This is a genomic window from Salaquimonas pukyongi, assembly GCF_001953055.1.
Taxonomy (GTDB): domain Bacteria; phylum Pseudomonadota; class Alphaproteobacteria; order Rhizobiales; family Rhizobiaceae; genus Salaquimonas; species Salaquimonas pukyongi.
This window is the reverse complement of the sequence record NZ_CP019044.1, coordinates 1405470-1427680: the sequence shown is the minus strand read 5'-3', so window position 1 is coordinate 1427680 and position 22211 is coordinate 1405470. Positions and strand designations below refer to the sequence as shown.

The 22211-nt window shown below is 59.6% G+C and carries 23 protein-coding genes and 1 pseudogene; 7 read left to right on the top strand and 17 right to left on the bottom strand.

The window, feature by feature from the left end:
* The first annotated feature begins 4 nt into the window (after positions 1–4).
* Genes BVL55_RS06915 through gltX form a run of 3 tightly spaced genes read left to right on the top strand, consistent with a single transcriptional unit; the run spans position 5 to position 4307 of the window.
* Positions 5–1678, top strand: coding sequence for an NAD+ synthase (locus tag BVL55_RS06915; RefSeq protein ID WP_075996278.1), 1674 nt, complete (start codon positions 5–7; stop codon positions 1676–1678).
* A 35-nt stretch (positions 1679–1713) separates the two neighbouring features.
* Positions 1714–2952, top strand: a complete 1239-nt coding sequence (locus BVL55_RS06910) for an MFS transporter (RefSeq protein WP_075996277.1) — start codon at positions 1714–1716, stop codon at positions 2950–2952.
* Positions 2949–4307 (top strand): glutamate--tRNA ligase, encoded by a 1359-nt coding sequence (gene gltX, locus BVL55_RS06905; RefSeq protein ID WP_075996276.1) that lies wholly within the window; start codon positions 2949–2951, stop codon positions 4305–4307. The genes BVL55_RS06910 and gltX overlap by 4 nt, the downstream gene beginning before the upstream one ends.
* Here the strand turns inward: gltX and BVL55_RS06900 are convergent.
* A complete protein-coding gene (locus tag BVL55_RS06900) occupies positions 4270–5376 on the bottom strand; it encodes a DUF2865 domain-containing protein (RefSeq protein ID WP_075996275.1) in 1107 nt (368 codons plus the stop codon). The genes gltX and BVL55_RS06900 overlap by 38 nt on opposite strands.
* A 42-nt stretch (positions 5377–5418) precedes the next feature.
* On the bottom strand, positions 5419–5652 hold the full coding sequence (locus BVL55_RS06895) for a hypothetical protein (protein ID WP_075996274.1): 234 nt from the start codon (positions 5650–5652) through the stop codon (positions 5419–5421).
* Positions 5653–5892: 240 nt separating this feature from the next.
* Between BVL55_RS06895 and BVL55_RS06890 the strand changes: the two genes are divergently transcribed.
* Together BVL55_RS06890 and parE are read left to right on the top strand one after the other, a co-directional pair.
* Positions 5893–6402 carry a BA14K family protein gene (locus BVL55_RS06890; protein ID WP_075996273.1) on the top strand — a complete coding sequence of 170 codons (510 nt, stop codon included), beginning with the start codon at positions 5893–5895 and terminating at the stop codon, positions 6400–6402.
* Positions 6403–6676: 274 nt separating this feature from the next.
* Positions 6677–8650, top strand: a pseudogene (gene parE, locus BVL55_RS06885) (DNA topoisomerase IV subunit B); the annotation flags it as partial.
* A gap of 26 nt (positions 8651–8676) precedes the next feature.
* On the opposite strand, the gene BVL55_RS06880 reads toward parE, so the two are convergent.
* The 3 genes from BVL55_RS06880 to BVL55_RS06870 all read right to left on the bottom strand — a co-directional run bounded on the left by BVL55_RS06880 (position 8677) and on the right by BVL55_RS06870 (position 10007).
* Positions 8677–9012, bottom strand: a complete 336-nt coding sequence (locus tag BVL55_RS06880; RefSeq protein WP_075996271.1) for a DUF5615 family PIN-like protein — start codon at positions 9010–9012, stop codon at positions 8677–8679.
* Between the two features lie 3 nt (positions 9013–9015).
* Entirely contained in the window at positions 9016–9237 is a 222-nt protein-coding gene (locus tag BVL55_RS06875) for a DUF433 domain-containing protein (RefSeq protein ID WP_075996270.1), read from the bottom strand.
* 176 nt (positions 9238–9413) lie between these two features.
* Positions 9414–10007, bottom strand: a complete 594-nt coding sequence (locus tag BVL55_RS06870; RefSeq protein WP_156892456.1) for a hypothetical protein — start codon at positions 10005–10007, stop codon at positions 9414–9416.
* A gap of 307 nt (positions 10008–10314) precedes the next feature.
* Between BVL55_RS06870 and BVL55_RS06865 the strand changes: the two genes are divergently transcribed.
* A complete protein-coding gene (locus tag BVL55_RS06865; protein WP_075996268.1) occupies positions 10315–11817 on the top strand; it encodes a DEAD/DEAH box helicase in 1503 nt (500 codons plus the stop codon).
* 42 nt (positions 11818–11859) lie between these two features.
* Here BVL55_RS06865 and BVL55_RS06860 read toward each other — a convergent pair whose 3' ends face one another.
* The 12 genes from BVL55_RS06860 to BVL55_RS06810 form a co-directional block, all read right to left on the bottom strand.
* Entirely contained in the window at positions 11860–12351 is a 492-nt protein-coding gene (locus BVL55_RS06860; protein WP_075996267.1) for a phytanoyl-CoA dioxygenase family protein, read from the bottom strand.
* 4 nt (positions 12352–12355) lie between these two features.
* Complete coding sequence (locus BVL55_RS06855; RefSeq protein WP_075996266.1) at positions 12356–12724, bottom strand: TfoX/Sxy family protein; 369 nt, start codon at positions 12722–12724, stop codon at positions 12356–12358.
* A gap of 9 nt (positions 12725–12733) precedes the next feature.
* Positions 12734–13231: a VOC family protein gene (locus BVL55_RS06850; RefSeq protein ID WP_205410851.1), complete on the bottom strand. Its 498-nt coding sequence runs from the start codon at positions 13229–13231 to the stop codon at positions 12734–12736.
* Between the two features lie 252 nt (positions 13232–13483).
* Positions 13484–13873, bottom strand: a complete 390-nt coding sequence (locus tag BVL55_RS06845) for an iron-sulfur cluster assembly accessory protein (protein WP_075996265.1) — start codon at positions 13871–13873, stop codon at positions 13484–13486.
* An 88-nt stretch (positions 13874–13961) separates the two neighbouring features.
* A complete protein-coding gene (locus BVL55_RS06840) occupies positions 13962–14384 on the bottom strand; it encodes an SUF system Fe-S cluster assembly protein (protein WP_075996264.1) in 423 nt (140 codons plus the stop codon).
* A gap of 5 nt (positions 14385–14389) precedes the next feature.
* A complete protein-coding gene (locus BVL55_RS06835) occupies positions 14390–15631 on the bottom strand; it encodes a cysteine desulfurase (RefSeq protein ID WP_075996263.1) in 1242 nt (413 codons plus the stop codon).
* A 65-nt stretch (positions 15632–15696) separates the two neighbouring features.
* Positions 15697–16965 (bottom strand): Fe-S cluster assembly protein SufD, encoded by a 1269-nt coding sequence (gene sufD / locus BVL55_RS06830; RefSeq protein WP_075996262.1) that lies wholly within the window; start codon positions 16963–16965, stop codon positions 15697–15699.
* A 32-nt stretch (positions 16966–16997) separates the two neighbouring features.
* A complete protein-coding gene (sufC, locus tag BVL55_RS06825; RefSeq protein ID WP_075997980.1) occupies positions 16998–17753 on the bottom strand; it encodes a Fe-S cluster assembly ATPase SufC in 756 nt (251 codons plus the stop codon).
* A 24-nt stretch (positions 17754–17777) separates the two neighbouring features.
* Complete coding sequence (locus BVL55_RS06820; protein ID WP_075996261.1) at positions 17778–18266, bottom strand: cupin domain-containing protein; 489 nt, start codon at positions 18264–18266, stop codon at positions 17778–17780.
* A gap of 1 nt (position 18267) precedes the next feature.
* Positions 18268–18435, bottom strand: coding sequence for a hypothetical protein (locus tag BVL55_RS16465; protein ID WP_156892455.1), 168 nt, complete (start codon positions 18433–18435; stop codon positions 18268–18270).
* Positions 18432–19958: a Fe-S cluster assembly protein SufB gene (gene sufB / locus BVL55_RS06815; protein ID WP_075996260.1), complete on the bottom strand. Its 1527-nt coding sequence runs from the start codon at positions 19956–19958 to the stop codon at positions 18432–18434. The genes BVL55_RS16465 and sufB overlap by 4 nt, the downstream gene beginning before the upstream one ends.
* A 66-nt stretch (positions 19959–20024) precedes the next feature.
* A complete protein-coding gene (locus BVL55_RS06810) occupies positions 20025–21149 on the bottom strand; it encodes a cysteine desulfurase family protein (RefSeq protein ID WP_428977281.1) in 1125 nt (374 codons plus the stop codon).
* A 370-nt stretch (positions 21150–21519) separates the two neighbouring features.
* Between BVL55_RS06810 and BVL55_RS06805 the strand changes: the two genes are divergently transcribed.
* Complete coding sequence (locus tag BVL55_RS06805; protein WP_075996259.1) at positions 21520–22203, top strand: alpha/beta hydrolase; 684 nt, start codon at positions 21520–21522, stop codon at positions 22201–22203.
* The last annotated feature ends 8 nt before the right edge of the window (positions 22204–22211 follow it).

The following is a 22211-nucleotide window of genomic DNA, read 5'->3' as shown; positions in this document are numbered from 1 at the left end:
CGCGATGGCCAAACGCCCCGACACGCTGCGCATCGCGATAGCGCAACAAAATCCGACCATGGGCGACATTGCCGGCAATCTGGCGCTTGCCCGCGAAGCCCATGGCGATGCTGCACGCAGCCATGCCGATCTGGTTTTTTTCACCGAATTGTTCATTTCCGGCTATCCGCCGGAAGATCTGGTGCGCAAACCGGCCTTTCTGCGCGATTGCATGGAGGCGGTGGAAGAACTGGCGAAAGTGACCGCCGATGGCGGCCCCGGCATCGTCATCGGTTCGCCCTATGTGCACAAGGACGAGGTATACAACGCCGTTGCCGTGCTGGACGGGGGCAAAATCAAGACCTGGCGAATGAAGGCCGATCTGCCGAACTATGGCGAATTCGACGAAAAACGCGTGTTTGCCGCCGGCCCCATGCCGGGGCCGGTCAACTTCCGCGGGGTGCGGCTCGGCATTCCGATCTGCGAGGACATCTGGGGCGAGATGGGCGTTTGCGAGACGCTGGCCGAATCAGGCGCCGAAATCCTGCTGGTGCCCAACGGTTCGCCCTATTACCGCGACAAGATGGAGGTGCGTCAGCAGGTGGTGATCCGCCAGATCATCGAATCGGGCCTTCCCATGGTCTATGCCAACCAGCTTGGCGGCCAGGACGAACTGGTTTTCGACGGCGGTTCGTTCGTCATGAACGCCGACAAGACGCTTGCCGTTCAGATGAACCAGTTCGAGGCAAGCGTGGTAACTACCACCTGGCGGCGCGATGGGGATGAGTGGACCTGCGATACCCATGCGCTTGCCCGCCTGCCCGATGCCGACGAGGCCGACTGGCGCGCCTGTGTGATGGGTCTGCGCGATTATGTCGACAAGAACGGCTTCAAGAATGTGGTGCTGGGGCTTTCCGGCGGCATCGACTCGGCGATCTGTGCGGCGATGGGCGTTGATGCCCTGGGCGAGGAACGCGTGCGCTGCATCATGCTGCCCTACAAATATACCTCGAAAGACAGTTTCAAGGATGCCGCCGAATGCGCCGAACTTTTGGGCACGCGTTATGAGGTCATCCCCATTGAAGAACCGGTAAAGGGCTTTCATGCAGCGCTCGATGCCGCCTTTGACGGCACCGATGAAGGGGTAACGGAGGAAAACCTGCAATCGCGGGCGCGCGGCGTTATCCTGATGGCGATTTCCAACAAGTTCGGCTCCATGGTGGTCACCACCGGCAACAAGTCGGAAATGTCGGTGGGTTATGCCACGCTTTATGGCGACATGAATGGCGGCTATAATCCGATCAAGGACCTCTACAAGATGCGGGTCTATGAACTGGCGGACTGGCGCAACAAGCACCATCCGCCGGACTGCAAGGGCCCCACGGGCATGGTGATCCCGCAGAACATCATCGACAAGGCGCCGTCGGCCGAATTGCGGCCTGACCAGACGGATCAGGATTCCCTGCCGCCCTACCCCGTGCTCGACGACATTCTGGAATGTCTTGTGGAAAAGGAAATGTCGACGGAAGAGATCGTCGCCCGCGGCCATGACGAGGAAATTGTGCACCGCATCGAACACCTGCTCTACATCGCCGAATACAAGCGGCGGCAATCGGCGCCGGGGGTAAAAATCACCCGCAAGCAGTTCGGCCGCGACCGGCGCTATCCGATCACCAACCGGTATCGGGACAGGGGATAGATTTCCATTACAACAAAGCCGGTGCAGCAGGCCACATGACCATTTTCACCTTTCTTCGCGATAATGCCCGCTGGATTGGCGGCGGGTTTTTGCTGTGCTTCTTCTCTTCGTTCGGCCAGACGTTTTTTATCGCGCTTTCGGGCGGTGAAATTCGCGCCGAATACGGGCTGTCGAACGGCGAGTGGGGCTCCCTCTACATGCTGGCGACGCTGGCAAGCGCGATAACGCTGACCTGGCTGGGACGGGTCGTCGATCGCCTGTCGATTGCCACAACAACCGCCTTTATCATTCCCATGCTGGGTCTTGCCTGCTTTTTGATGTCCAGGTCCCGATCGGTGGTGCTGCTCGGGCTGACGCTCTACCTGCTTCGGCTGTTTGGCCAGGGCATGATGAGCCACACTGCCATGACGGCCATGGGCAAATGGTATGCTGCAAGGCGCGGCACGGCGGTTTCCATCGCCACGGTCGGCCTTCAGGGCGGCGAAGCACTGCTGCCGATCGCCATGGTATCGCTGTTTGCCGCCGTTGGATGGCGCCACTCCTGGCTTGCCATGGCCGCGCTGCTGGTTTTCATCGCCTTGCCGGTGCTTTACGGCCTGATGCGGGTGGAGCGCGTACCGGGCACCAATGAGGGGCCGGCAAGGCCGCGCGTGGCAAGGGACTGGACGCGGGGCGAGGTCATGCGCGATGCGCTGTTCTGGGTGATGCTGACCGGCGTGCTCGCGCCTTCCTTCATCGGCACGACCATCTTCTTTCATCAGGCCTATCTGGTCGAATTGCGCGGCTGGGAGCTTAATGCCTTTGCGGCCGCCTTCTCGCTGATGGCAGCGATGACGGTTCTGTTCGCGCTGATCTGCGGCCAGCTCATCGACCGCTTCGGCGCACCGGCGATCCTGCCGGTCTTTCTGCTGCCCCTTGCTGCCTCCTGCTTTGCCCTGTCCTTGGTGACCGGTGAAAGCGGCATCTTTCTCTTCATGGGGCTGATGGGCATTTCCTACGGCTTTTTCTCCACCCTGTTCGGCGCGCTGTGGCCGGAAATCTACGGCACGCTGCATCTGGGCGGCATCCGCGCCATCACCGTTGCCCTGATGGTGCTTTCCAGCGCCCTGGGGCCGGGCGTGAGCGGCATTCTGATCGATGCCGGCATTGCCTATCCAAAACAGATTTTCGTCATGGGCCTGTGGTGTCTTGCGGCCAGCGCCGTAATGCTGTTTGTAGCGCGCAAACTCATCGCCAGAGCCAACACCGAACGTCTGGATACCCGACCCGCATGACCGTTACCGTCCGTTTCGCCCCCTCGCCCACCGGCAACATCCATATCGGCAATGCCAGAACGGCGCTGATCAACTGGATTTACGCGCGTCAGAACAACGGAACCTTCATCCTGCGCTATGACGACACCGACCGGGTGCGCTCAAAACAGGAATATGCAGAGGGCATTGCCCGCGACCTTGCCTGGCTCGGCATTACCCCCGACCGCGTCGAACGTCAGTCCGAACGCATGCAGGCACACGAAGCGGCAACGCGGAAGCTGAAGGATGCCGGCCTGCTCTATGCCTGCTATGAGAGCGCAGACGAACTTGACCGTCAGCGCAAGCGGCTGGCCATGCGCGGCCTGCCGCCTGTCTATAACCGGGCCGGATTGCGCTACAGCAAAGAGGAACTTGCGGGGTTTAGCGCAGAAGGCCGCACACCCCACTGGCGCTTTCTGCTGCCAAACCACAAGGGGGATCCCTTCAAGCCGGAACGCACGGAAGTTCACTGGGACGATCTGGTGCGCGGTCCCCAGACCGTCGATCTGGCGTCGCTCTCCGATCCCGTTCTGGTGCGCGAGGACGGAAGCTGGCTTTATACCCTGCCAAGCGTTGTCGACGATATCGACATGGGGGTTACCCATATCATCCGGGGCGATGATCACGTCACCAATACCGGGGTGCAGATCGCCATCTTCGAGGCGATGGGCGCCGATGCACCGGGTTTCGGCCATCACAACCTGCTGACGACAGCATCCGGCGAAGGGCTTTCAAAGCGGTTGGGATCGCTGTCGCTGCAGGCGCTGGCGGACGACCATTACGAACCGATGGCCGTTGCCTCGCTCGCCACACTGATCGGCACTTCAGGCCCGGTGGAGGCGATTGCCTCCATGGACGAACTGGTAAGCCATTTCGACATCGCCTCGGTTACAAAATCGGCGGCCAAATTCGATGTTGGCGAACTGGACAAGCTGAATGCCAGGCTGGTGCATGAGATGCCGTTTGACGCGGTGGCCGGCCGGCTCGCAGCCGCGGGCGTTGGCGGCGGGGAAACGTTCTGGAATGCGGTGCGCGGCAACATCGACAAGGTGGAAGAGGCAGCCTTCTGGTGGCAGCGTGTTGAAAGCGCAACCCCGCAAATCGACGCTGAAGATGCCGAGTTCATTCAAACGGCGGCAGAACTGCTGCCGGACGAGCCCTGGAACGAAACCACCTGGAGTGTCTGGACAGCGAGCGTTAAGGAAAAAACCGGCCGCAAGGGCAAGAGCCTGTTCATGCCGCTCAGAAAAGCGCTGACGGGGGAAGGTCACGGACCGGAACTGGCGGCGCTGTTACCGTTTATTGGACGGGAAAGAACTCTGGCCCGACTATCCTGATACGCGAACTGCCGTTTGCGGCAGGTTCACTTTCACGCCGGTTTGCCAGCGCGATGAGGCGCTTTGCCGAAAGCCTGCCCCCGGCCAGCGCGAGGCCGTCGAGATCGAGATCCCGGTCGATGCGGAATTGGGGAACGGGGATGCTTCTGTCATTCTGCTCAGCCGGATCAGGCTCGGTCCCGGCGACTTCCTCAAACTCGCGTTTTGGATAGCGGCAGGTGCAGGACGTATCGACATTCTTTCGGTAGGCAAAGGCGTTGGGCAGGTTCTGGTAGGGTTCGCCGCTGCGGAAGGAAATCGATTGTTCCGCGTCCCCGTTGGGCATGGGGTGAAAAAAGAGCTCGGTTTGCGTGCCCGGGCACATTTTCTGGCACTGGTCCTCATCGGTGATGAAGCGGTCCGATGTGGTCGAAAAGCTGATGGGAAAATAATAACCGTCGCAGGTTCTCACACACAGGGTTCTGAACGTGCCGAAGCGGCGGTGCATGTTGGGATCAACTTCCCCATGGGCGCCGGTGTCGGAATAGGTCTTGGTTCCGAATATCTGCTCGAGCAGGGTCCTGCGCCCGGAGCGTGCGGGCTGCTGTTGTTGCTGGCGGCGCACGGTGACGGTGGAACGGTCATTGTCGAGGCAGCCATTGTTGCGCATGGAACGGATGATGCGCTCGCGGTCGCGGCTGGTTGCCTTGCGCGGCGCGAGCCGGTCGCGCTGGCGGCGCAGGCTTTCAAGATTGGCAATCATGGCGGCAAGGCTTGAATTGATCCGCTGGCAGACATTGGAACGGCGGCGGTTGCAGCCGTTTCGCCGTGCAGCGCGTTCTGTCTTTCTTATCTGCAGTTCCTGCTGGCGCACCGCACGGTCATATTCCTTGTAGCGGGCGGAGCTTCCCGCGCCCCTGCCCGTCTCCACGGCGGCCAGTTCCGCCTGCAGCGAGCGGCACAGCGCTCTTTGGGCGCTGGCGGGTGTGGCCGCGGCAAGGGCCGTCAACAGGAAGGCAGTGGCCAACAGCAGGCCGGCTGCGTTCCTGCGTCCATATCCTTTGGCCATATGGCTGGCGCTGTCCTTCATGTCCGCCTTTCAAGTCCGCCCCAAACGACGGCGCCCAATATCCTAGAACCTTTCACCTTCATACGGAATCGCTTGAACGCCGGCAATTGGGACTTTGGCAAGGCGCAAATAGCGCAGCAGTGCAGGCACTGTCAGCTTTTTGCAACGCGGTCCGACGGCCCGAGAACCAAGTTCAAACGATTGCAGGAACGACAGGTGTTTCAACAGGTCAAACTCCCGGCTGTGGAAGCTTTTCCAACCTGACTTCGCCGAAATCCTCGCAGGATGGATAAACATCCTGCTGCGGTGTTCTCCTTGTCAGATGCGAAAAATCCTACCATTCAAACGGCTTCCATATGAACGTGAAAGTCTCTTGTTCAGGTGGCCGAATTGTGTCAGCCCAACCCCACTTTCCGTCCGCTTTTACCGCAAACTTGGTTAACGAAGCCTGTTCAGCTTGCGTTCAGGCTGAATTTGCGAAGGTGCAGAAAAGGCGGAGTGCCGCTGAACACCAACAGGGAATAATTGGAGAGGACGATGAGCAATCAGGAATTGATACCAGTCAGGAAAGCCATCGCCACGGCGGTTGCCGCAGCATTTCTCGCAACCATTGTGCTGCCGGTGGCGACAGCCGATGCAGGGCACAAGAAGCGCTGGAAAAAGCACCATGGCCAGCATGTCGTGTATGTGAAGAAACACAAAAAGCGCAAGAAACACCGCAAGCATCGCAGACACGATCATGGTGATGCCCTGGCAGCGGGTATCGTTGGTCTTGCCGTAGGCGCGATCATTGCCGATCAGGTCCATCGCAGCCGCCGCTCGGAAGTCATCTACGTTCAGCCCCAGCCGCGTTATGTAGCGCCGCAACCGGTCTACCGTGCACCGGCGCCGCGCGTCATCACCTATGAAGACACGGTGCGCGCCACCTACGAACCCTGGTCGCCGGAGTGGTATCGCTGGTGCAATGCCAAATACCGCAGCTTCAATCCCTCCAAGGGAACGTTTCGCGGCTATGACGGGTATGACCATTTCTGCGTCGTGAAGTAAGACCCCACTTCCCTTCAAAGGGCGCGCTCGCACGCCTCGACGCAGGGCGAACCCGGTTGCCGGAGACGGCAGCCGGGTTTTTGCTGGACCGGTCCTTTCCGGCAGGTGGAGGACTCTCGCCATTCTGAAGTCCAGCAGGTATTGTTTGCGGAGTGATTCGACAGCGTTGAATGCGGCAAACCATACGAGCGTCATGGACAATACGAACGATCTGTTTGGCGGCAGCGAAGCTGAGCCGGAAATGGGTGGCAACGGCAATAAGCCGGGCACCGGCGGCAAAGCGCCGGCTGCCGGAAAAGGCAAGGACGTCAGCGGTGACTACGGTGCCGATGCGATTGCCGTGCTCGAGGGCCTTGAGCCGGTGCGCAAGCGGCCCGGCATGTATATCGGCGGCACCGACGAAAAGGCGATGCACCACCTGTTCGCCGAGGTCATCGACAATGCCATGGATGAGGCGGTGGCCGGCCACGCATCCTGGATCGAGGTGGAACTCGATGCGGAAGGCTATCTTTCCGTCACCGACAACGGGCGCGGCATTCCGGTAGAGCCGCATCCCAAGTTCAAGGACAAGTCCACCGTCGAGGTGGTGATGACGATCCTGCATGCAGGTGGAAAGTTCGACGGCAAGGCCTATGAGACCTCCGGCGGACTGCACGGGGTCGGCGTATCGGTGGTCAATGCGTTGTCTGCGCATTTGCAGGTGGAGGTTGCCCGCAATCGCAAGCTTCATATTCAGGAGTTCGCTCAGGGAAAACCCAAGGGAAAGCTGAAAGAGGCCGGCGAAGTCCACAACCGCCGCGGCACGAAGGTGCGGTTTCTTCCGGACCCTGAGATTTTCGGCAAGGGGTGCAAGTTCTCCCCTGCCCGGCTGTTCAAGATGGCCCGCTCGAAAGCCTATCTGTTCGGCGGGGTGGAAATCCGATGGACCTGCGACCCCTCACTGCTGGGCGAAAAGGACGAAACGCCGCAAAAGGCGAGTTTCCACTTTCCCGGCGGGCTGCGCGACTATCTGGAAGCCTCGCTTGGCAGCCAGCACAAGGTAACGGCGGAACCCTTTTCCGGCCGCTCGGAAAATACCGGCCGCAATGGCACGGTGGAATGGGCCGTCGCATGGCACGGGGATGACGGTTTCGTCAATTCCTACTGCAACACGATTCCAACCCCTGAAGGGGGCACCCATGAAGCCGGTTTCCGCATTGCCTTGACGCGCGGGCTGAAAGCCTATGGCGAGATGATCGGCAACAAGAAGGTGTCGATGATCACTACTGACGATGTCATGACATCGGCGGCCGCCATGCTTTCGGTGTTCGTGCGCGAGCCGGAATTCGTTGGCCAGACCAAGGACAAGCTGGCGACGGTGGAAGCCCAGCGCATTGTCGAAAACGCCATTCGCGACCCCTTCGATCACTGGCTTGCCGCCTCGCCGGCACAGGCTGCCAAACTGATCGAATGGGTGGTCGACCGCGCCGAGGAGCGGCTGCGGCGGCGCAAGGAAAAGGAAATCAACCGCAAGACGGCAACGCGCAAATTGCGGCTTCCGGGCAAGCTGGCCGATTGCTCGGCCAATGCCACCGGGGGGACGGAACTTTTCATCGTTGAGGGCGATTCTGCCGGCGGCTCGGCCAAGCAGGCGCGCAACCGTGTCAATCAGGCGATTTTGCCGCTGAGGGGCAAAATCCTCAACGTTGCTTCGGCCGGCCGCGACAAGCTTGCGGCCAACCAGCAGATTTCCGATCTGATCCAGGCGCTGGGCTGCGGCACGCGGTCGAAATACCGCGAAGAAGATCTGCGCTATGACCGTATCATCATCATGACCGATGCTGATGTGGACGGAGCCCACATCGCCTCGCTGCTGATCACGTTTTTCTATCAGGAGATACCGGAGATCGTCCGCGGCGGGCATCTGTACATGGCGGTGCCGCCGCTGTTCAAGCTTTCCCAGGGCGGCAGAACCGCCTATGCGCGCGATGAACTGCACCGCCAGGAATTGCTGGAGACGGAGTTTACCGGACGCGGCAAGGTGGAAATCACCCGCTTCAAGGGCCTTGGCGAGATGATGCCGCAGCAATTGAAGGAAACCACCATGGACCCGAAAAAACGCACGCTGCTGCGTGTGGTGGTCGATGAAAGCCCGGAAGCGGCAACCGGCAAGACCGTGGACCAGCTGATGGGCAACAAGCCGGAAGCGCGGTTCAAGTTCATCCAGGAAAACGCCGAATTCGCCACGGACGACCTGCTGGACGTTTAGAGCGTGTCTTGATCCAGATGGCAATGCTAATCCTGAGTTAGCATAAGGAATGAACTTGTTTTATCCTCAAGGAATACGGATATCAGCTGCACGTTGCGATCCAGCAATTCCTTGATCTCTTCGGTGCTGCTGTTTCCACAATTCAGCCAAAGAACTTTTGGCGGCGCACCATTGAGAAAGCTCATCTGCCTGAAGTCAGCATCCTTGGATGTGATGCAAAGCTTTCGCTTTCTCGCATATTTCCATATCTCAATGTCCGAAGCCCGGGAAAGCCCGACATCGTTTACATGAACGGTTGCGGGGAAACGATCCGAAAGATGACCAACCAGCCTCCAAGGCAAGTTTTGGTCAAGCAACAGCATGTCTTAGGCAGCGCCCATCAACCTGCGTTCGCGATCAGCGGCAAATTTCAGGCAGGCAAGAATGTCCGCCTCTTCGAGTTCAGCAAATTCAGCCAAAATATCATCCGAACTCATCCCGGAGGCCAGATATTCCAGTACATCGTATACGGTGATACGGGTGTCCCTGATACAGGGCTTTCCAGACCTCTTGTGAGGATCGATGGTGATGATGCCTTTTGCTTTCATTCAATTAATATGGTGTTATTTGGTCAAGCCGTCAATCAACGCAGACTCTATGGACCAGCTGATGGGCAACAAGCCGGAAGCACGGTTCAAGTTCATCCAGGAAAACGCCGAATTCGCCACGGACGACCTGCTGGACGTGTGATGGCGGTGCTGGCGCTCCCAACAGGTAGCTGCGCTTATTCAGGGTCGGGAAACGTCAGACCGGGCGCCGGCTCCAGACGCTGAACGATGAAGCTCTCGAAAGCGCTGCTCTTCATCGTGGTCTCCAGCCTGGGGACATAGCCGGATTGCGGGTCTACCCAGAACTTGTCGTGGATATCTGCAGTAAAACTGCCCTGCATCTGATAGTCGGCTTCGACCACTTCGTGCATTACGCCGTCAAGTTCCTCCTCGCCGCATACGGCATTTTCAACCGTCTTTGCGCGTTCTGCGAGCGATTTTTGATGGGCTTCGTTGTTTGCTTCCATGTCCCGCACTTTGGCCCAGGTCTTGCCCTTGTCGGTGGAAGAATACAGGACATTGTCGAGCCCCATGGACCATTGGGCATTGGCAGGCTCGATCATCTCGGTCAGCCAGTTTCCCTTGCCGTCCTGATAGTTCCAGTTGACGGTCTTTGTGCCACCCTTGATCTTTTGGGTGACGTGGATTTTCGTCGGCTCTTTCGCCGTGCGGTCGGTCATCAGCTGGACGAATTTTTCTTCGCAAGTTTCAGCCAGTGCGAACGATGCGGACAGGCCGGTGATTACCAAGGCGGCAAGGGCTGTTTTCATGATTGCTCCCTTCAAGGTCTTGCGGTTCAACTATGGAACATTCAATCGCGGTTTTGCGCCAGGGGCAAGGGATCGGGGCAAGGGATATGCGCGGAGCAGCGCAACCCCAATAGCCTGCAGCGACAGTCCGTCCGGTTGACTTGGCCCGCGCAAAGCCCTATGTGCAGCACAAACAGGGCGGATAACGCGCCATGTCAATACGGACATGGCTGCGCCTCGGGTTCGCAACACAGAAAATTGCGACATGCGGGCAAAACGAGCCCGGCCGATACCGCCCTCCTTTCAGAAGCAACAGAAATACCCGCACATGACATTTGATTCGCTCGGACTGAGCAAAAAAGTCCTCAAAGCTGTTGAGGCATCCGGTTACACCATCCCCACCCCCATTCAGGAACAGGCCATACCGCACGTGCTGGAGCACCGCGACGTGCTGGGCATCGCACAAACGGGCACCGGCAAGACGGCCGGCTTCGTGCTGCCGATGCTCTCGCTGCTGGAAAAGGGCCGTGCCAGGGCGCGCATGCCGCGCACGCTCATTTTGGAGCCCACCCGCGAATTGGCCGCCCAGGTGCATGAAAACTTCGAAAAATACGGCCAGAACCACAAGCTTTCGGTCGCCTTGCTGATCGGCGGCGTATCCTTCGATGAGCAGAACAAGATCCTCGACCGTGGCGCCGACGTGCTGATCGCAACGCCGGGCCGGCTGCTCGATCATTTCGAGCGCGGGCGTCTGCTGATGACCGGGGTTGAAATCCTCGTCATCGACGAAGCCGACCGCATGCTCGACATGGGCTTTATCCCCGACATCGAACGCATCGTGAAGCTGGTGCCGTTCACCCGCCAGACGCTGTTCTTCTCAGCGACAATGCCGCCGGAAATCGACAATCTGGCCAAAAAGTTCCTGCAGAACCCGGTTTCGGTTGAAGTTTCCAAACCCGCTTCTGCATCGGCTACCATCGTTCAGCGCGCCGTCGCTTCCCCTGTCGATGACTGGGAAAAACGTGCGGTGCTGCGCAAATTGATCGATGAGGCCGATGATCTGCAGAACGCCATCATTTTCTGCAACCGCAAGATTGACGTCGCCAATCTGTGGAAATCGCTCGACCGGCACGGCTATTCGGCCGGCGCGCTGCATGGCGACATGGACCAGAGCGCGCGGACAGCCACGCTGAAGGCGTTCAAGGACGGCAAGATCAAGATTCTCGTCGCCTCGGACGTCGCGGCCCGCGGCCTCGACATTCCGGAGGTCTCGCACGTCTTCAATTTCGACGTTTCGGTCAATGCGGAAGACTATGTGCACCGTATCGGACGCACCGGACGCGCCGGACGCAAGGGCGCTGCCTTCATGATTGTCACGCCGGTTGACCAGAAGGGCTTTGAGGCCATCGAGGACCTTATCGGCGAAACCATCGAATGGCAGGGCGAAAAGGTTGAATGGGATGCGCGGGCCGGCCGGCGCGGACGCGGGCGCGGCAAGCCTTCAAGACCCGAAAAACCGGCACGCCGGCAGCGCGAAGGCGGGGACAAAGCCAGCGCCAAAAGTGGCGACAGGGGCCGTGAAAAAGACAGCGGCAAAGACAGGGAACGGGGCGGCCGCAAGGAACGCACCGAGGCCAGGGACGCCAGGGACACTGCCCCGGCAGAGCGCAAGCGCGCCGCAAAGGGGGCGGGCCGCGATGATAACCGTTCTGAAAAACGTTCAGGCCGCAGCGGCGGGCGCCGCAATGACGGGCAAAAGGATCTTGTTGCCAGCGACCAGGATCACGCCTTTGGCGGCGAGGAAAACGTCCCGGCGTTTCTGCAGCGATAGCGCAATTGCCATTGAGGTTTTGTCAATCAGGGGATGGGCCGCTCAGGTGGCGGCCTCCTGATAGAGCGGTTCTTCCATTCCCTCCTGCAGGGTAAAGAGTGAGCCGGTTGCGTTGCCATCCTTGGGCTTTGGCGTGGGATTGGGTACGCGCACCGGAACGGGCTGAAGGCGCGGTTCGAACGTTGGCTCGCCCCGCAGGATACGGCTGTTGAATTCCTCCCATTCAAAGGAATTGAACACCGGAAACGCATCCACTGCCACATAGTTGAACAGCAGCAGCGGGCGGTTGGCCTTGCTGCGGTTTGCGCTTGAACCGTGCAGCGTTCTGACATGGCGGATCGAAATCGACCCGGCAGGCGCTGTCAGCGGAACCGCCCGATCAAGAACGTCTCCCAGCAGACTGGCCCGGATACCGCCAACAAAGCTTCCGCCCTGGTGGTGATCATAGACCGGCCCCTTGTGGGAGGCAGGCACCACCATCAGCGGGCCGTTTTCCAGGGTGCAGTCCTCCAGCATGATGCCGGCGGCCAGCATGTCGTTATGGGCTCAATTTGCGCTTGGCGGGCGGTTTTTTAGCACCGGCCCGCATGGCGACCTCAAACGCCTTCTGCGCCCACTGGCGCCGCGCCTCCTCATCGTCCATCAGGTGTTCGGGCATCTGCCAGTAGCCCATGTCCATCTTCCTGCCGTTTCGTTCGTAAACCCACGGCGCGCAGCCTTCTGCCGTGAAATCCGCATGGGTCTGCTCATCGGCTTTCAGGCAGATTTTGCCGTCTTCCAGCGCCAGCGCATACATCAGGCCGTGGCGGAACACGCCAACGCCGCCGAACATGCGCCTGGTATGAGAACCGGGCAGCACCGAAAACAAGTCCTCAAGATGGGAAGCAAATTCCCTGGTGATGGCCATCAGGAAATCCTAGCCATGAGGGTTTTCCGATGTGGCAGCCATTTCCATGTCCCAGAACATGGCCTCGATCTTGTGGCCGTCGGGATCACGCAGGAAACAGCCATAATACGGCGCACCATAATGGGGGCGTGGTCCCGGCTCGCCATCGGGCGTCGCGCCGGCCTTCACGGCCGCGTCCCAGAACGCCTGCACGGCCTCTTTCGACGGCGCCAGAAAGGCGAGGTGAACGCCATTGGCGGTTTCCGCCTTGCCGTTGTCATGGGGTGTCTGCACCCAGAATTCGGGAAACTGCTTGCCATAGGCGACCGCATAAGCGCCCTCCGGCATGCCTTCAGGTTCAAATACCCGCCGTGCACCAATGGTTGGCATGACGGCATCGTAAAAGGCCGTCGCTCTGGGATAGTCGTTGGTCCCGATGGAGACATGGGACATGATGGAGGGAGATTCCATGGCTTTTTCCTCATTGCCGATACAGCCGAGGATTGCGCCGCAGATCGCCGCCGTCAACCGCCATGTGCCAGACCTGCTGACAGGGTTTTGTCAGGAGGAAGGAGGGTGGCGCTGTAGCCCGTCACTCCTGGGCATTCCCTCGGATCTGCGTTGTCCCGACCGGAGCAATCGTGTTGATGCCACCAACCTTCGTCTTCGTCGGGCCTGACCCGCGATCCAGTGCTACAGTTTGTTCCCTGGATCCTCGGCTCAAGGCCGAGGATGACGAAAGTGCGGAGGAGTAATCAGCAGAACTCCGAACGCAGATAACTAACCGCCCGCCTGCATCTCCCGCTCGCGCAGCATTTCCGGCGTCATCTCGGCGGGTTTGAGCTCCACCGATTCGCCGCAACCGCAGGCCGACGTCTGGTTGGGATTGTTGAAGGTAAAGCCGGTCTTCAGCTTGGTCACCTCATAGCCCAGTTCCGTGCCGAGCAGAAACAGCGTTGCCTTGGGGTCGACATAGACATTGCCGGCGGGCGTTGCCACCTTGTCGTCGGCGGGATCGGGCTCGTTCACCAGATCGACGGTGTATTCCATGCCGGCGCACCCGGCATTCTTGACGCCGATCCGGATGCCTTCGGCATCGGGATGTTTGGCGAGGATTTCGCCGAGGCGGTTCTGTGCCGCCTCATTGACGGTAATGACCTCAAAAGCCATGTCGTTCTCCATTACAGGCGGGGTTAAGGCCCGCAGAATGAATCGTATGCGTTAAATGTGGGCATTTGGTTGCCAAAACGCAAGCCGCCTACCACAGCCCCACGGCGATCTGGGCTTCTTCCGACATGCGATCGGGCGTCCAGGGCGGATCGAAGACCATGTCGACTTCCACATCCATGACGCCCTCGACGCCGGCAACGGCATTCTGCACCCAGCCGGGCATCTCTCCGGCAACCGGGCAGCCCGGCGCTGTCAGCGTCATGTCGATCTTCACCGTGCGGTCATCCTCGATGTCGACCTTGTAGATGAGGCCGAGTTCATAGATGTCCGACGGGATTTCGGGATCGTAGACCGTCTTTAGCGCGGCGATGATGTCGGTGGTGATGCGCTCCAGTTCCTCGGGCGGGATGGCGCTGCCGGAAAAGGCAGCCGCGTTCGGCCCGGTAAGGCTCTCGGCCAGATCGGGTTCGGCGATGGGATCGGTATTGGCTGTGTCGCTCATTGTCTCCATGCCTTTCAGGTAAAGAATTTGCGCGCTTTTTCAAGGGCGTCAACCAGCGCATCCACCTCGGCGCGGGTGTTGTACATGCCGAAGGAGGCACGGCAGGTGGAGGTGACGCCATAGCGGTTCATCAGCGGCTGGGCGCAATGGGTCCCGGCCCTGACGGCAACGCCCTGGCGGTCGATCACCATGGAAACATCATGGGCGTGGATGCCCTCAAGCTCGAAGGAGAAGATTGCGCCCTTGTCCGGCGTGGTGCCGAAAAGCCGCAGGGAATTGATCCTCGACAATTGCTCGATGGCATAGTCGCGCAGATCGTTCTCGTGCGCCAGGATCGCCTCGCGGCCAATGCGGTCGACATATTCCATCGCCGCGCCCATGCCGATTGCCTGGGCAATGGGCGGCGTTCCCGCCTCAAAACGGTGCGGCGGCTCGCCATAGGTGACTTCGTCCTCGGTTACATCGAGGATCATCTCGCCACCGCCCTTGAAGGGCTGCATGGCGGCCAGGTGCTCCATCCTGCCGTAAAGCGCACCGATGCCGGACGGGCCGTAGAGCTTGTGGCCGGTAATGCAGTAGAAATCGACGTCAAGCGCCTGCACGTCCACCGGCAGATGGACGGCGCCCTGGCTGCCGTCTGCCAGGATCAGCGCGCCATGTTCATGGGCAATTGCCGCCACTTCCTTCAGCGGCACGATGGTGCCCAGCACGTTGGACATGTGGGTGATGGCAACCAGTTTTGTGCGGTCTGAAAAACAAGCCCTGAACTGTTCCAGATCGAGGCTGCCGTCTTCTGCCACCGGTGCCCAGACCAGTTTGATGCCCATGCGCTCGCGAAGGAAATGCCAGGGCACGATGTTGGAGTGGTGCTCCATCTGGGAAAGGATGATCTCATCGCCCTCCCGCAGATGTTTCATCGCCCAGCCATAGGCGACCAGATTGATCGCCTCGGTGGCGCCGGAGGTAAAGACGATCTCCCCGGCTTTTTCCGCGTTCAAAAACCGGCGGGCGGTCTCTCGCGCTTTTTCATAGGCGTCCGTTGCCGCATTGGAAAGAAAATGCAGGCCGCGGTGGACGTTGGCATATTCATGGCAATAGACATGGTTGAGTGCATCGATCACGGCCTTCGGCTTCTGGGCGGAAGCGCCATTGTCGAGATAGACCAGCGGCTTGCCATAGACCTCGCGCGACAGGATCGGAAAATCGGCGCGGATTTTGGCAACGTCATACATGCCGGAAAGATCATGCTTGTTCATGACTACCACCTGTTAGGTGCGAAAACGGCGCCTCCCTCCTGTGAGGGGGGAAAGCCTGGCAATGCTCAACCATTGAAATCCAGCCAGCTTTCAATACGGCCGATCAGCGCTTCACTCAGCGCCTCATTGCCGATGTCCTCGAACACTTCCTCGACAAACGCCTTTACCAGCAAGGCGCGCGCATCGCGCTCGCGGATGCCGCGGGCGCGCAGATAGAACAACTGCTCTTCCTCGATGTCGGCGACGGTTGCGCCATGGGCGCAGACCACGTCATCGGCAAAGATTTCCAGTTCGGGCTTGGCGGAGAAATCCGCTTCGTCCGACAGGAGCAGCGTGTTGCAGGCCATCTGCGCATCGGTCTTCTGGGCGGGCTGCGCCACCCTTATCTGACCCTGGAAGACCCCCCTGCCCGACCCCGGCACCACATTGCGGAAGAGCTCGGTTGCAGTGGTTTCGGGAACGTTGTGGGCAAGCGTCGTCGTCACGTCGATGTGGGAATCATCGCCCACCAGATTAACGCCCTTGATCGCCAGATTGGCGTTTTCGCCATTGACGGCCACATGAACTTCCTGGCGCACGAGCTTGCCGCCGGCGTTGAATATCAGGATGGTCAGATCGGCATCGGCTCCCAGTTCAACGTTCAACTGGCCGAGCCTGGTCGTCTCAACGCCCAGTTCCTGATCGATCAACCAGACAGCCTTTGCGCCTTTTTCAATAACGAGATTGCAGACGACATTCTGGAAATTGCCGGTGATCGAGGAGTGATGGCGTTCGATGAAGGTTGCCTTTGCGCCTTGTCCGACACGAACCGAATGGCGAAGGTTGGAAGCGGTTTCATCGGCGCAGGTATGGGCCAGGATGACCGGTTCGGCCAAATCCGCGCCCGCTTCGACGGAAAGGTTTACGCCGGTCTCGGCAAGTCCGGCATTAAGCGCTCCGATGGTATCGGCTTCGATCTCCACTCCATGGGTGCTGGCGATTGCGTCCTCGCCCACGGTGCCCGACAGGCCGTCCGGCATGTCGGCAAGATAGCCGATGACGTGGAAAGTATTGGAAAAGCCGAGCGTGTAACCATCCACCAGCGGCGGCAGATCGACCAGGCTTTCCGATGAGAACTCGCTCTGGATGGCGCGCGGCGGCTGGGGATATTCGCGCAGCAGATTTCGCAGATCGGTATAGTGCCAGGCCTCGACGCGGCGCGTCGGCAGACCGGCTTTCTCGATTGCGGCCAGTGCCTTGACGGCCGCGTCCCTTGCCTTGCCCTCGGTCCGGCCAAGGGCTGCAATCAGCCCTTCCTCAGCCGCGGTATGGGTGATCGGGGTTTGCATGTTCATCGTTTCAACCTCAAACCTGCCTTAAGCTGCCCTCAGGCGGCCTTGGCGATAATGTCCGCATAGCCCTGCTCTTCGAGCTGCAGCGCCAGTTCCTTGCCGCCAGACTGGATGATGCGGCCCTTGTAGAGCACGTGCACGCTGTCGGGCACGATGTGCTCCAGCAGGCGCTGATAGTGGGTAATCACCAAAAAGGCGCGTTCGGGCGAGCGGAGCGCATTGACCCCGTCGGCAACGACCTTCAGCGCATCGATGTCGAGGCCGGAATCGGTCTCGTCCATGACGCAGAATTTGGGTTCCAGCAGCGACATTTGAAGGATTTCAGCACGTTTTTTCTCGCCGCCGGAAAAGCCGGTATTGAGCGAACGCTTCAGCATGTCCATGCCAATGCCGAGCTTGGCCGCTGCCTCCTTCACCTTGCGGATGAAATCGGGCGTTGAAAGCTCGTCCTCGCCGCGGGCCTTGCGCTGGGAATTCATCGCCGCCTTGAGAAAGTTCATGGTCGGCACGCCGGGAATTTCCACCGGATACTGGAACGCCAGGAAAAGACCGGCGGCAGCGCGCTCGTCCGGCTCCATTTCAAGGATGGATTGCCCGTTGAGCAGAATGTCGCCCTCGGTGATCTCGTAATCCTCCTTGCCGGCCATGACATAGGAGAGCGTGGACTTGCCGGACCCGTTCGGGCCCATGATGGCGGCGACCTCGCCTGCCTTTACCGTCAGATCGACCCCGTTGAGGATCATCGTATCGGTCTCGGCGATTTTGACGTGCAGGTTCTTGATTTCGATCATTTTCGTCTCTTCCTTCATCTTTCGTCATTCCTCTCCGTCGAAGTAGTCGAGCGGTTCGCCAGGGCGGAAGATGTGGCGAATGCCGCCGCTCATGGCCGACCAGTCGAAGCGGCTGACGACGGCAACCTTGCCTGAATCGGGGTATTCCACGACTTCTGTTTCGGCCATGGTCGATATGCCGAGATATTTGAGCGTTTTTTTGCCGGTGTTGATCAACTGGTGGGCGTTTTCGGTTCCCCCGGCGGGGGCCGCGCAAACATCGCCCGCCTTTACCGGGTATTCCCTGTCGCCAAAGCGGTAGGTGCCTTCGCCTTCAAGAATCACGAACAGCTCTTCAATCTGGTGGTGCGCGTGAAAGGGAAACGCCTTCTTGCCGGCTTCAACCACATGCAGCATGACGCCCATGCCTTTTGAGCCGATCTGCGGCCCGAAGGAGGCGACGCTGGCGGAAAAGCCCGCCCCATTGCCGGTTTCGCGCATTTCAAGGTCGCCGATGTTGATGACCGGTTTCATCTCAATAGCCCATCATGTTCTTGACGAATGGCAGGATGCTTGCCGCCAGGATGCCGACCACCGCGCCGATGGTAATGCGCAGGCCCCGCCCGCCCAAAGAGGGCGCAAACGCCGCCAGCGCGCCGCAGATCGCTGCATACCAGACGATGGCCGTGCTATCGATAATCACCCCACACTCCCCTCAAGCGAGATGCCGATCAGTTTCTGCGCCTCGACCGCGAATTCCATCGGCAGTTCCTGAATGACCTCCTTGACGAAACCGTTGACGATCAGCGCAATGGCTTCTTCCTCTGGAATGCCGCGCTGCAGGCAATAAAACAGCTGGTCGTCGGAGATTTTCGACGTTGTTGCCTCATGCTCGAGCTGGGCGGTGGCATTCTTCGCCTCGATATAGGGCACGGTATGGGCGCCGCATTTGTCGCCGATCAGAAGCGAATCGCACTGGGTGAAGTTGCGCGCATCGGCTGCCTTGCGATGGACGGAGACCTGACCGCGATAGGTGTTCTGGGATTTGCCCGCCGAAATGCCCTTTGAGATGATGCGGCTGGTCGTGTTCTTGCCAAGATGCAGCATCTTGGTGCCGGAATCGACCTGCTGGGCGCCATTGGAGACGGCGATCGAATAAAACTCGCCGCGCGAACCGTTACCGCGCAGGATGCAGCTTGGATATTTCCAGGTGATCGCCGAGCCGGTTTCCACCTGGGTCCAGGAAATCTTGGCGTTGTCGCCACGGCAGTCGCCACGCTTGGTAACGAAATTGTAGATGCCGCCCTTGCCGTCGGCATCGCCGGGATACCAGTTCTGCACCGTGGAGTACTTGATCTCCGCATCTTCCATGGCGATCAGTTCGACCACGGCAGCGTGCAACTGGTTTTCATCGCGCTGGGGCGCCGTGCAGCCTTCAAGGTAGGAAACGTAGGAGCCTTTTTCGGCAATGATCAGCGTGCGCTCGAACTGGCCGGTGTTCATCTCGTTGATGCGGAAATAGGTCGAAAGCTCCATCGGGCAGCGCACCCCTTCGGGCACATAGACGAAGGAGCCGTCGGTAAACACCGCCGAGTTGAGCGTGGCGTAGTAATTGTCGGTGACCGGCACGACAGAGGCGAGATATTTCTGCACCAGTTCAGGATGGTTGCGAATGGCTTCTGAAATCGAGCAGAAGATTACGCCGGCCTTGGCCAGTTCTTCCTTGAACGTGGTGACAACGGAAACCGAATCGAACACCGCATCGACCGCCACCCGGCCGGATTTGTAGACGTTGTCGCCGCCATCTTCGTCAAGCGGGGAAGCTTCGCCCGGCTTGCGCACGCCGGCCAGGATTTCCTGCTCTTTCAGCGGAATGCCGAGCTTCTCATAGGTTGCCAGCAATTCGGGATCGACTTCGTCGAGCGATTTGGGGCCGTCGCCGAAGTCTTTCGGCGCGGCGTAATAATAGATGTCCTGAAAGTCGATCTGGGGGTATTCGACCCGCGCCCATTTGGGCTCCACCATCTGCTGCCAGCGGCGGAAGGCTTCCAGCCGCCACTGAAGCATCCATTCCGGCTCTTCCTTCTTGGCCGAAATGAAGGCGATGACATCCTCGTTCAGGCCCTTTGGGGCCTTGTCGGATTCGATGTCGGTGGAAAAACCGTACTTGTATTTGTCAACGTCGAGTTCAGCGACGGCATCAACCGTCTCCTGCACAGCAGGCATTGGCTCTCTCCATCCTTTGCGGGTTCAACTTCCCGCCAGTTGGTTTCACCTGAACCGCCTGCTGCCTCAGGCAGCGATGCGGTTCACTATGTTGCGGAAGGCGCCGAGAAATGCCTCGGCATCGCTTCCGGTCGATTGCGGTCCGGTGCTGACGCGCAGCGCGCAGACCGCCAATTCATCATCCACGCCCATGGCTTCAAGCACATGGGACTTGTTTACCTTTCCCGACGAACAGGCCGATCCCGAAGAAACGGCAATGCCGGCAAGATCCAGCGAGATCAGCGCCGTTTCGGCCTTAATGCCCGGCACGGCAAAGCAACTGGTATTGGCCAGCCTGCCTGCCGGAGCGCCGTGTCCGAAAAAGACCGGCTGCCCGGCCTTGTTTCCGGCTTCCCCACATATAGTGCTTATCCCGGTTTCAATCGAGTCCCTAAGCGCGGCAATTGCGCCTATTTCACCGGCCGTTTTACCGTTTGCACCTGCTGCCAGGCCGGCAGCAGCCGCAAAACCGGCAATTGCGGCAACGTTTTCCGTCCCAGCCCGGTTGAAATTCTCCTGTCCGCCGCCGCGTATCAGCGGCGCCGGTGAAATCGAGCCATTTGCCAGAACCAGCGCGCCTGCACCCTGTGGCCCGCCGATCTTGTGACTCGACAGCAGGATAAAATGCGCGCCCAGCTCGGTGGCCGAAAACGGTATCCGGCCGAAAGCCTGAACGGCATCGACCACGAAAAACCCGTCATGGGCATGCACCAGTTCGGCAATCTGCGCCACCGGCTGGATTACGCCGGTCTCGTTATTGGCGAACATTACGGCAACCATCGGCGACCCCTGCGCGCGATCATGGCCTGCAAGGGCATCCTTCAGGGCCGCAAGGTCCAGGGTGCCGGTGGCATCCACCGGAAGCACCTCGACGTTTTGCGCGGAAAACCGCCCGCCCGCCAATATGCAGGCATGTTCGGTAGCGCTCACATACAGGGTTGAAACCGGTATCTCGCTGCCGCCAGCGCGCACGACCGGGCAAAGGGCGTGGGCCGCCGCCTCGCTGGCACCGGAAGTAAACACCACCTGTCCGGGGGAAACGCCAAGCGCTTCGCCAAGCTGGCGCCGTGCCTTCTCCACGATAGCACGCGCTTGCCGCCCTTCAGAGTGGATGGAAGAGGCATTGCCACAAACCGACAGCGCCTGGACCATGGCGGCCCGGGCCTCCTCCCTCAGGGGAGCTGCGGCATTGTAGTCAAGATAGGTTCTCACCCTGCTTCGCCTTTGCGATTTGACCTTTGCTTGCGGCCCTGTTCTTGCGGCCCTGTTCTTGCCTGGGCCGTTTCGCCGCTTCAGGACCAAAAGCGCCGTTTTTCCCGCTGATTCCGCATTTTTCTTGTATTCGGCACCTTCAATTGTCTAAAGAAGCGCCCACGAGAAAATTCCACAGACGGACCGTGCTGTGAAGACCGGCCATTTAGAACGATTCTAAATGGTCTTAGACGGGCCGTTATCCAAGGTCAAGTATCCGGGGGTGCAGCGGCCAATGGCTGCCGAAGTGGCGCCCCTATCAGGAGAGACGATGCCAGAAGTGATTTTCAATGGCCCAAGCGGCCGGCTGGAAGGCCGCTATCAGCCTTCGGAAGACAAGACAGCCCCCATCGCGATCGTATTGCATCCCCACCCCCATCCGAAGTTTGGCGGGACCATGAACAACAAGATCGTCTACGATCTTTTCTACATGTTCGTGGAGCGCAATTTTACCACCCTGCGCTTCAATTTCAGGGGTGTGGGACGCAGCCAGGGCGAGTTCGACCATGGCCAGGGCGAACTTTCCGATGCTGCTGCCGCGCTCGACTGGGTGCAGAGCCTGCATCCTGATTCGCGCGGCTGCTGGGTGGCAGGTTTTTCCTTCGGTGCCTGGATCGGCATGCAGCTTTTGATGCGGCGGCCTGAAATCGAAGGATTCATTTCCGTCGCGCCGCAGGCAAACCTGTATGATTTTTCGTTTCTTGCCCCCTGCCCTTCATCGGGCCTGATCATTCATGGCGAAATGGACCGGGTGGCACCGACGAGCGATGTGCAGGGCCTTGTCGACAAGTTGAAGACACAAAAGGGCATCAAGATCACCCAGGATATCGTCGAGGGCGCCAATCACTTCTTCACCGATCAGGAAGACGAGTTGATCGAGCGCTGCGGTACCTATCTCGACAAACGCCTCGGCCTCATCGAGGGCGGCGTCGAGGAAACCATGCTGTTGCGATAAACCTGGCC

What these genes read in the sequence shown, in the direction of transcription:
- BVL55_RS06910 (WP_075996277.1), top strand. Translation starts at nt 1,714, where the DNA reads ATGACCATTTTCACCTTTCTTCGCGATAATGCCCGCTGGATTGGCGGC.
- BVL55_RS06845 (WP_075996265.1), bottom strand. Translation starts at nt 13,873, where the DNA reads ATGGCTTTTGAGGTCATTACCGTCAATGAGGCGGCACAGAACCGCCTC.
- sufC (WP_075997980.1), bottom strand. Translation starts at nt 17,753, where the DNA reads ATGATCGAAATCAAGAACCTGCACGTCAAAATCGCCGAGACCGATACG.
- BVL55_RS06915 (WP_075996278.1), top strand. Translation starts at nt 5, where the DNA reads ATGGCCAAACGCCCCGACACGCTGCGCATCGCGATAGCGCAACAAAAT.
- BVL55_RS06880 (WP_075996271.1), bottom strand. Translation starts at nt 9,012, where the DNA reads ATGCTGTTGCTTGACCAAAACTTGCCTTGGAGGCTGGTTGGTCATCTT.
- BVL55_RS06865 (WP_075996268.1), top strand. Translation starts at nt 10,315, where the DNA reads ATGACATTTGATTCGCTCGGACTGAGCAAAAAAGTCCTCAAAGCTGTT.
- sufB (WP_075996260.1), bottom strand. Translation starts at nt 19,958, where the DNA reads ATGCCTGCTGTGCAGGAGACGGTTGATGCCGTCGCTGAACTCGACGTT.
- BVL55_RS06840 (WP_075996264.1), bottom strand. Translation starts at nt 14,384, where the DNA reads ATGGAGACAATGAGCGACACAGCCAATACCGATCCCATCGCCGAACCC.
- BVL55_RS06895 (WP_075996274.1), bottom strand. Translation starts at nt 5,652, where the DNA reads ATGTTTATCCATCCTGCGAGGATTTCGGCGAAGTCAGGTTGGAAAAGC.
- BVL55_RS06860 (WP_075996267.1), bottom strand. Translation starts at nt 12,351, where the DNA reads ATGCTGGCCGCCGGCATCATGCTGGAGGACTGCACCCTGGAAAACGGC.
- gltX (WP_075996276.1), top strand. Translation starts at nt 2,949, where the DNA reads ATGACCGTTACCGTCCGTTTCGCCCCCTCGCCCACCGGCAACATCCAT.
- BVL55_RS06900 (WP_075996275.1), bottom strand. Translation starts at nt 5,376, where the DNA reads ATGAAGGACAGCGCCAGCCATATGGCCAAAGGATATGGACGCAGGAAC.
- BVL55_RS06810 (WP_428977281.1), bottom strand. Translation starts at nt 21,149, where the DNA reads ATGGTCCAGGCGCTGTCGGTTTGTGGCAATGCCTCTTCCATCCACTCT.
- BVL55_RS06835 (WP_075996263.1), bottom strand. Translation starts at nt 15,631, where the DNA reads ATGAACAAGCATGATCTTTCCGGCATGTATGACGTTGCCAAAATCCGC.
- sufD (WP_075996262.1), bottom strand. Translation starts at nt 16,965, where the DNA reads ATGAACATGCAAACCCCGATCACCCATACCGCGGCTGAGGAAGGGCTG.
- BVL55_RS06890 (WP_075996273.1), top strand. Translation starts at nt 5,893, where the DNA reads ATGAGCAATCAGGAATTGATACCAGTCAGGAAAGCCATCGCCACGGCG.
- BVL55_RS06820 (WP_075996261.1), bottom strand. Translation starts at nt 18,266, where the DNA reads ATGAAACCGGTCATCAACATCGGCGACCTTGAAATGCGCGAAACCGGC.
- BVL55_RS06870 (WP_156892456.1), bottom strand. Translation starts at nt 10,007, where the DNA reads ATGAAAACAGCCCTTGCCGCCTTGGTAATCACCGGCCTGTCCGCATCG.
- BVL55_RS06805 (WP_075996259.1), top strand. Translation starts at nt 21,520, where the DNA reads ATGCCAGAAGTGATTTTCAATGGCCCAAGCGGCCGGCTGGAAGGCCGC.
- BVL55_RS06875 (WP_075996270.1), bottom strand. Translation starts at nt 9,237, where the DNA reads ATGAAAGCAAAAGGCATCATCACCATCGATCCTCACAAGAGGTCTGGA.
- BVL55_RS06855 (WP_075996266.1), bottom strand. Translation starts at nt 12,724, where the DNA reads ATGGCCATCACCAGGGAATTTGCTTCCCATCTTGAGGACTTGTTTTCG.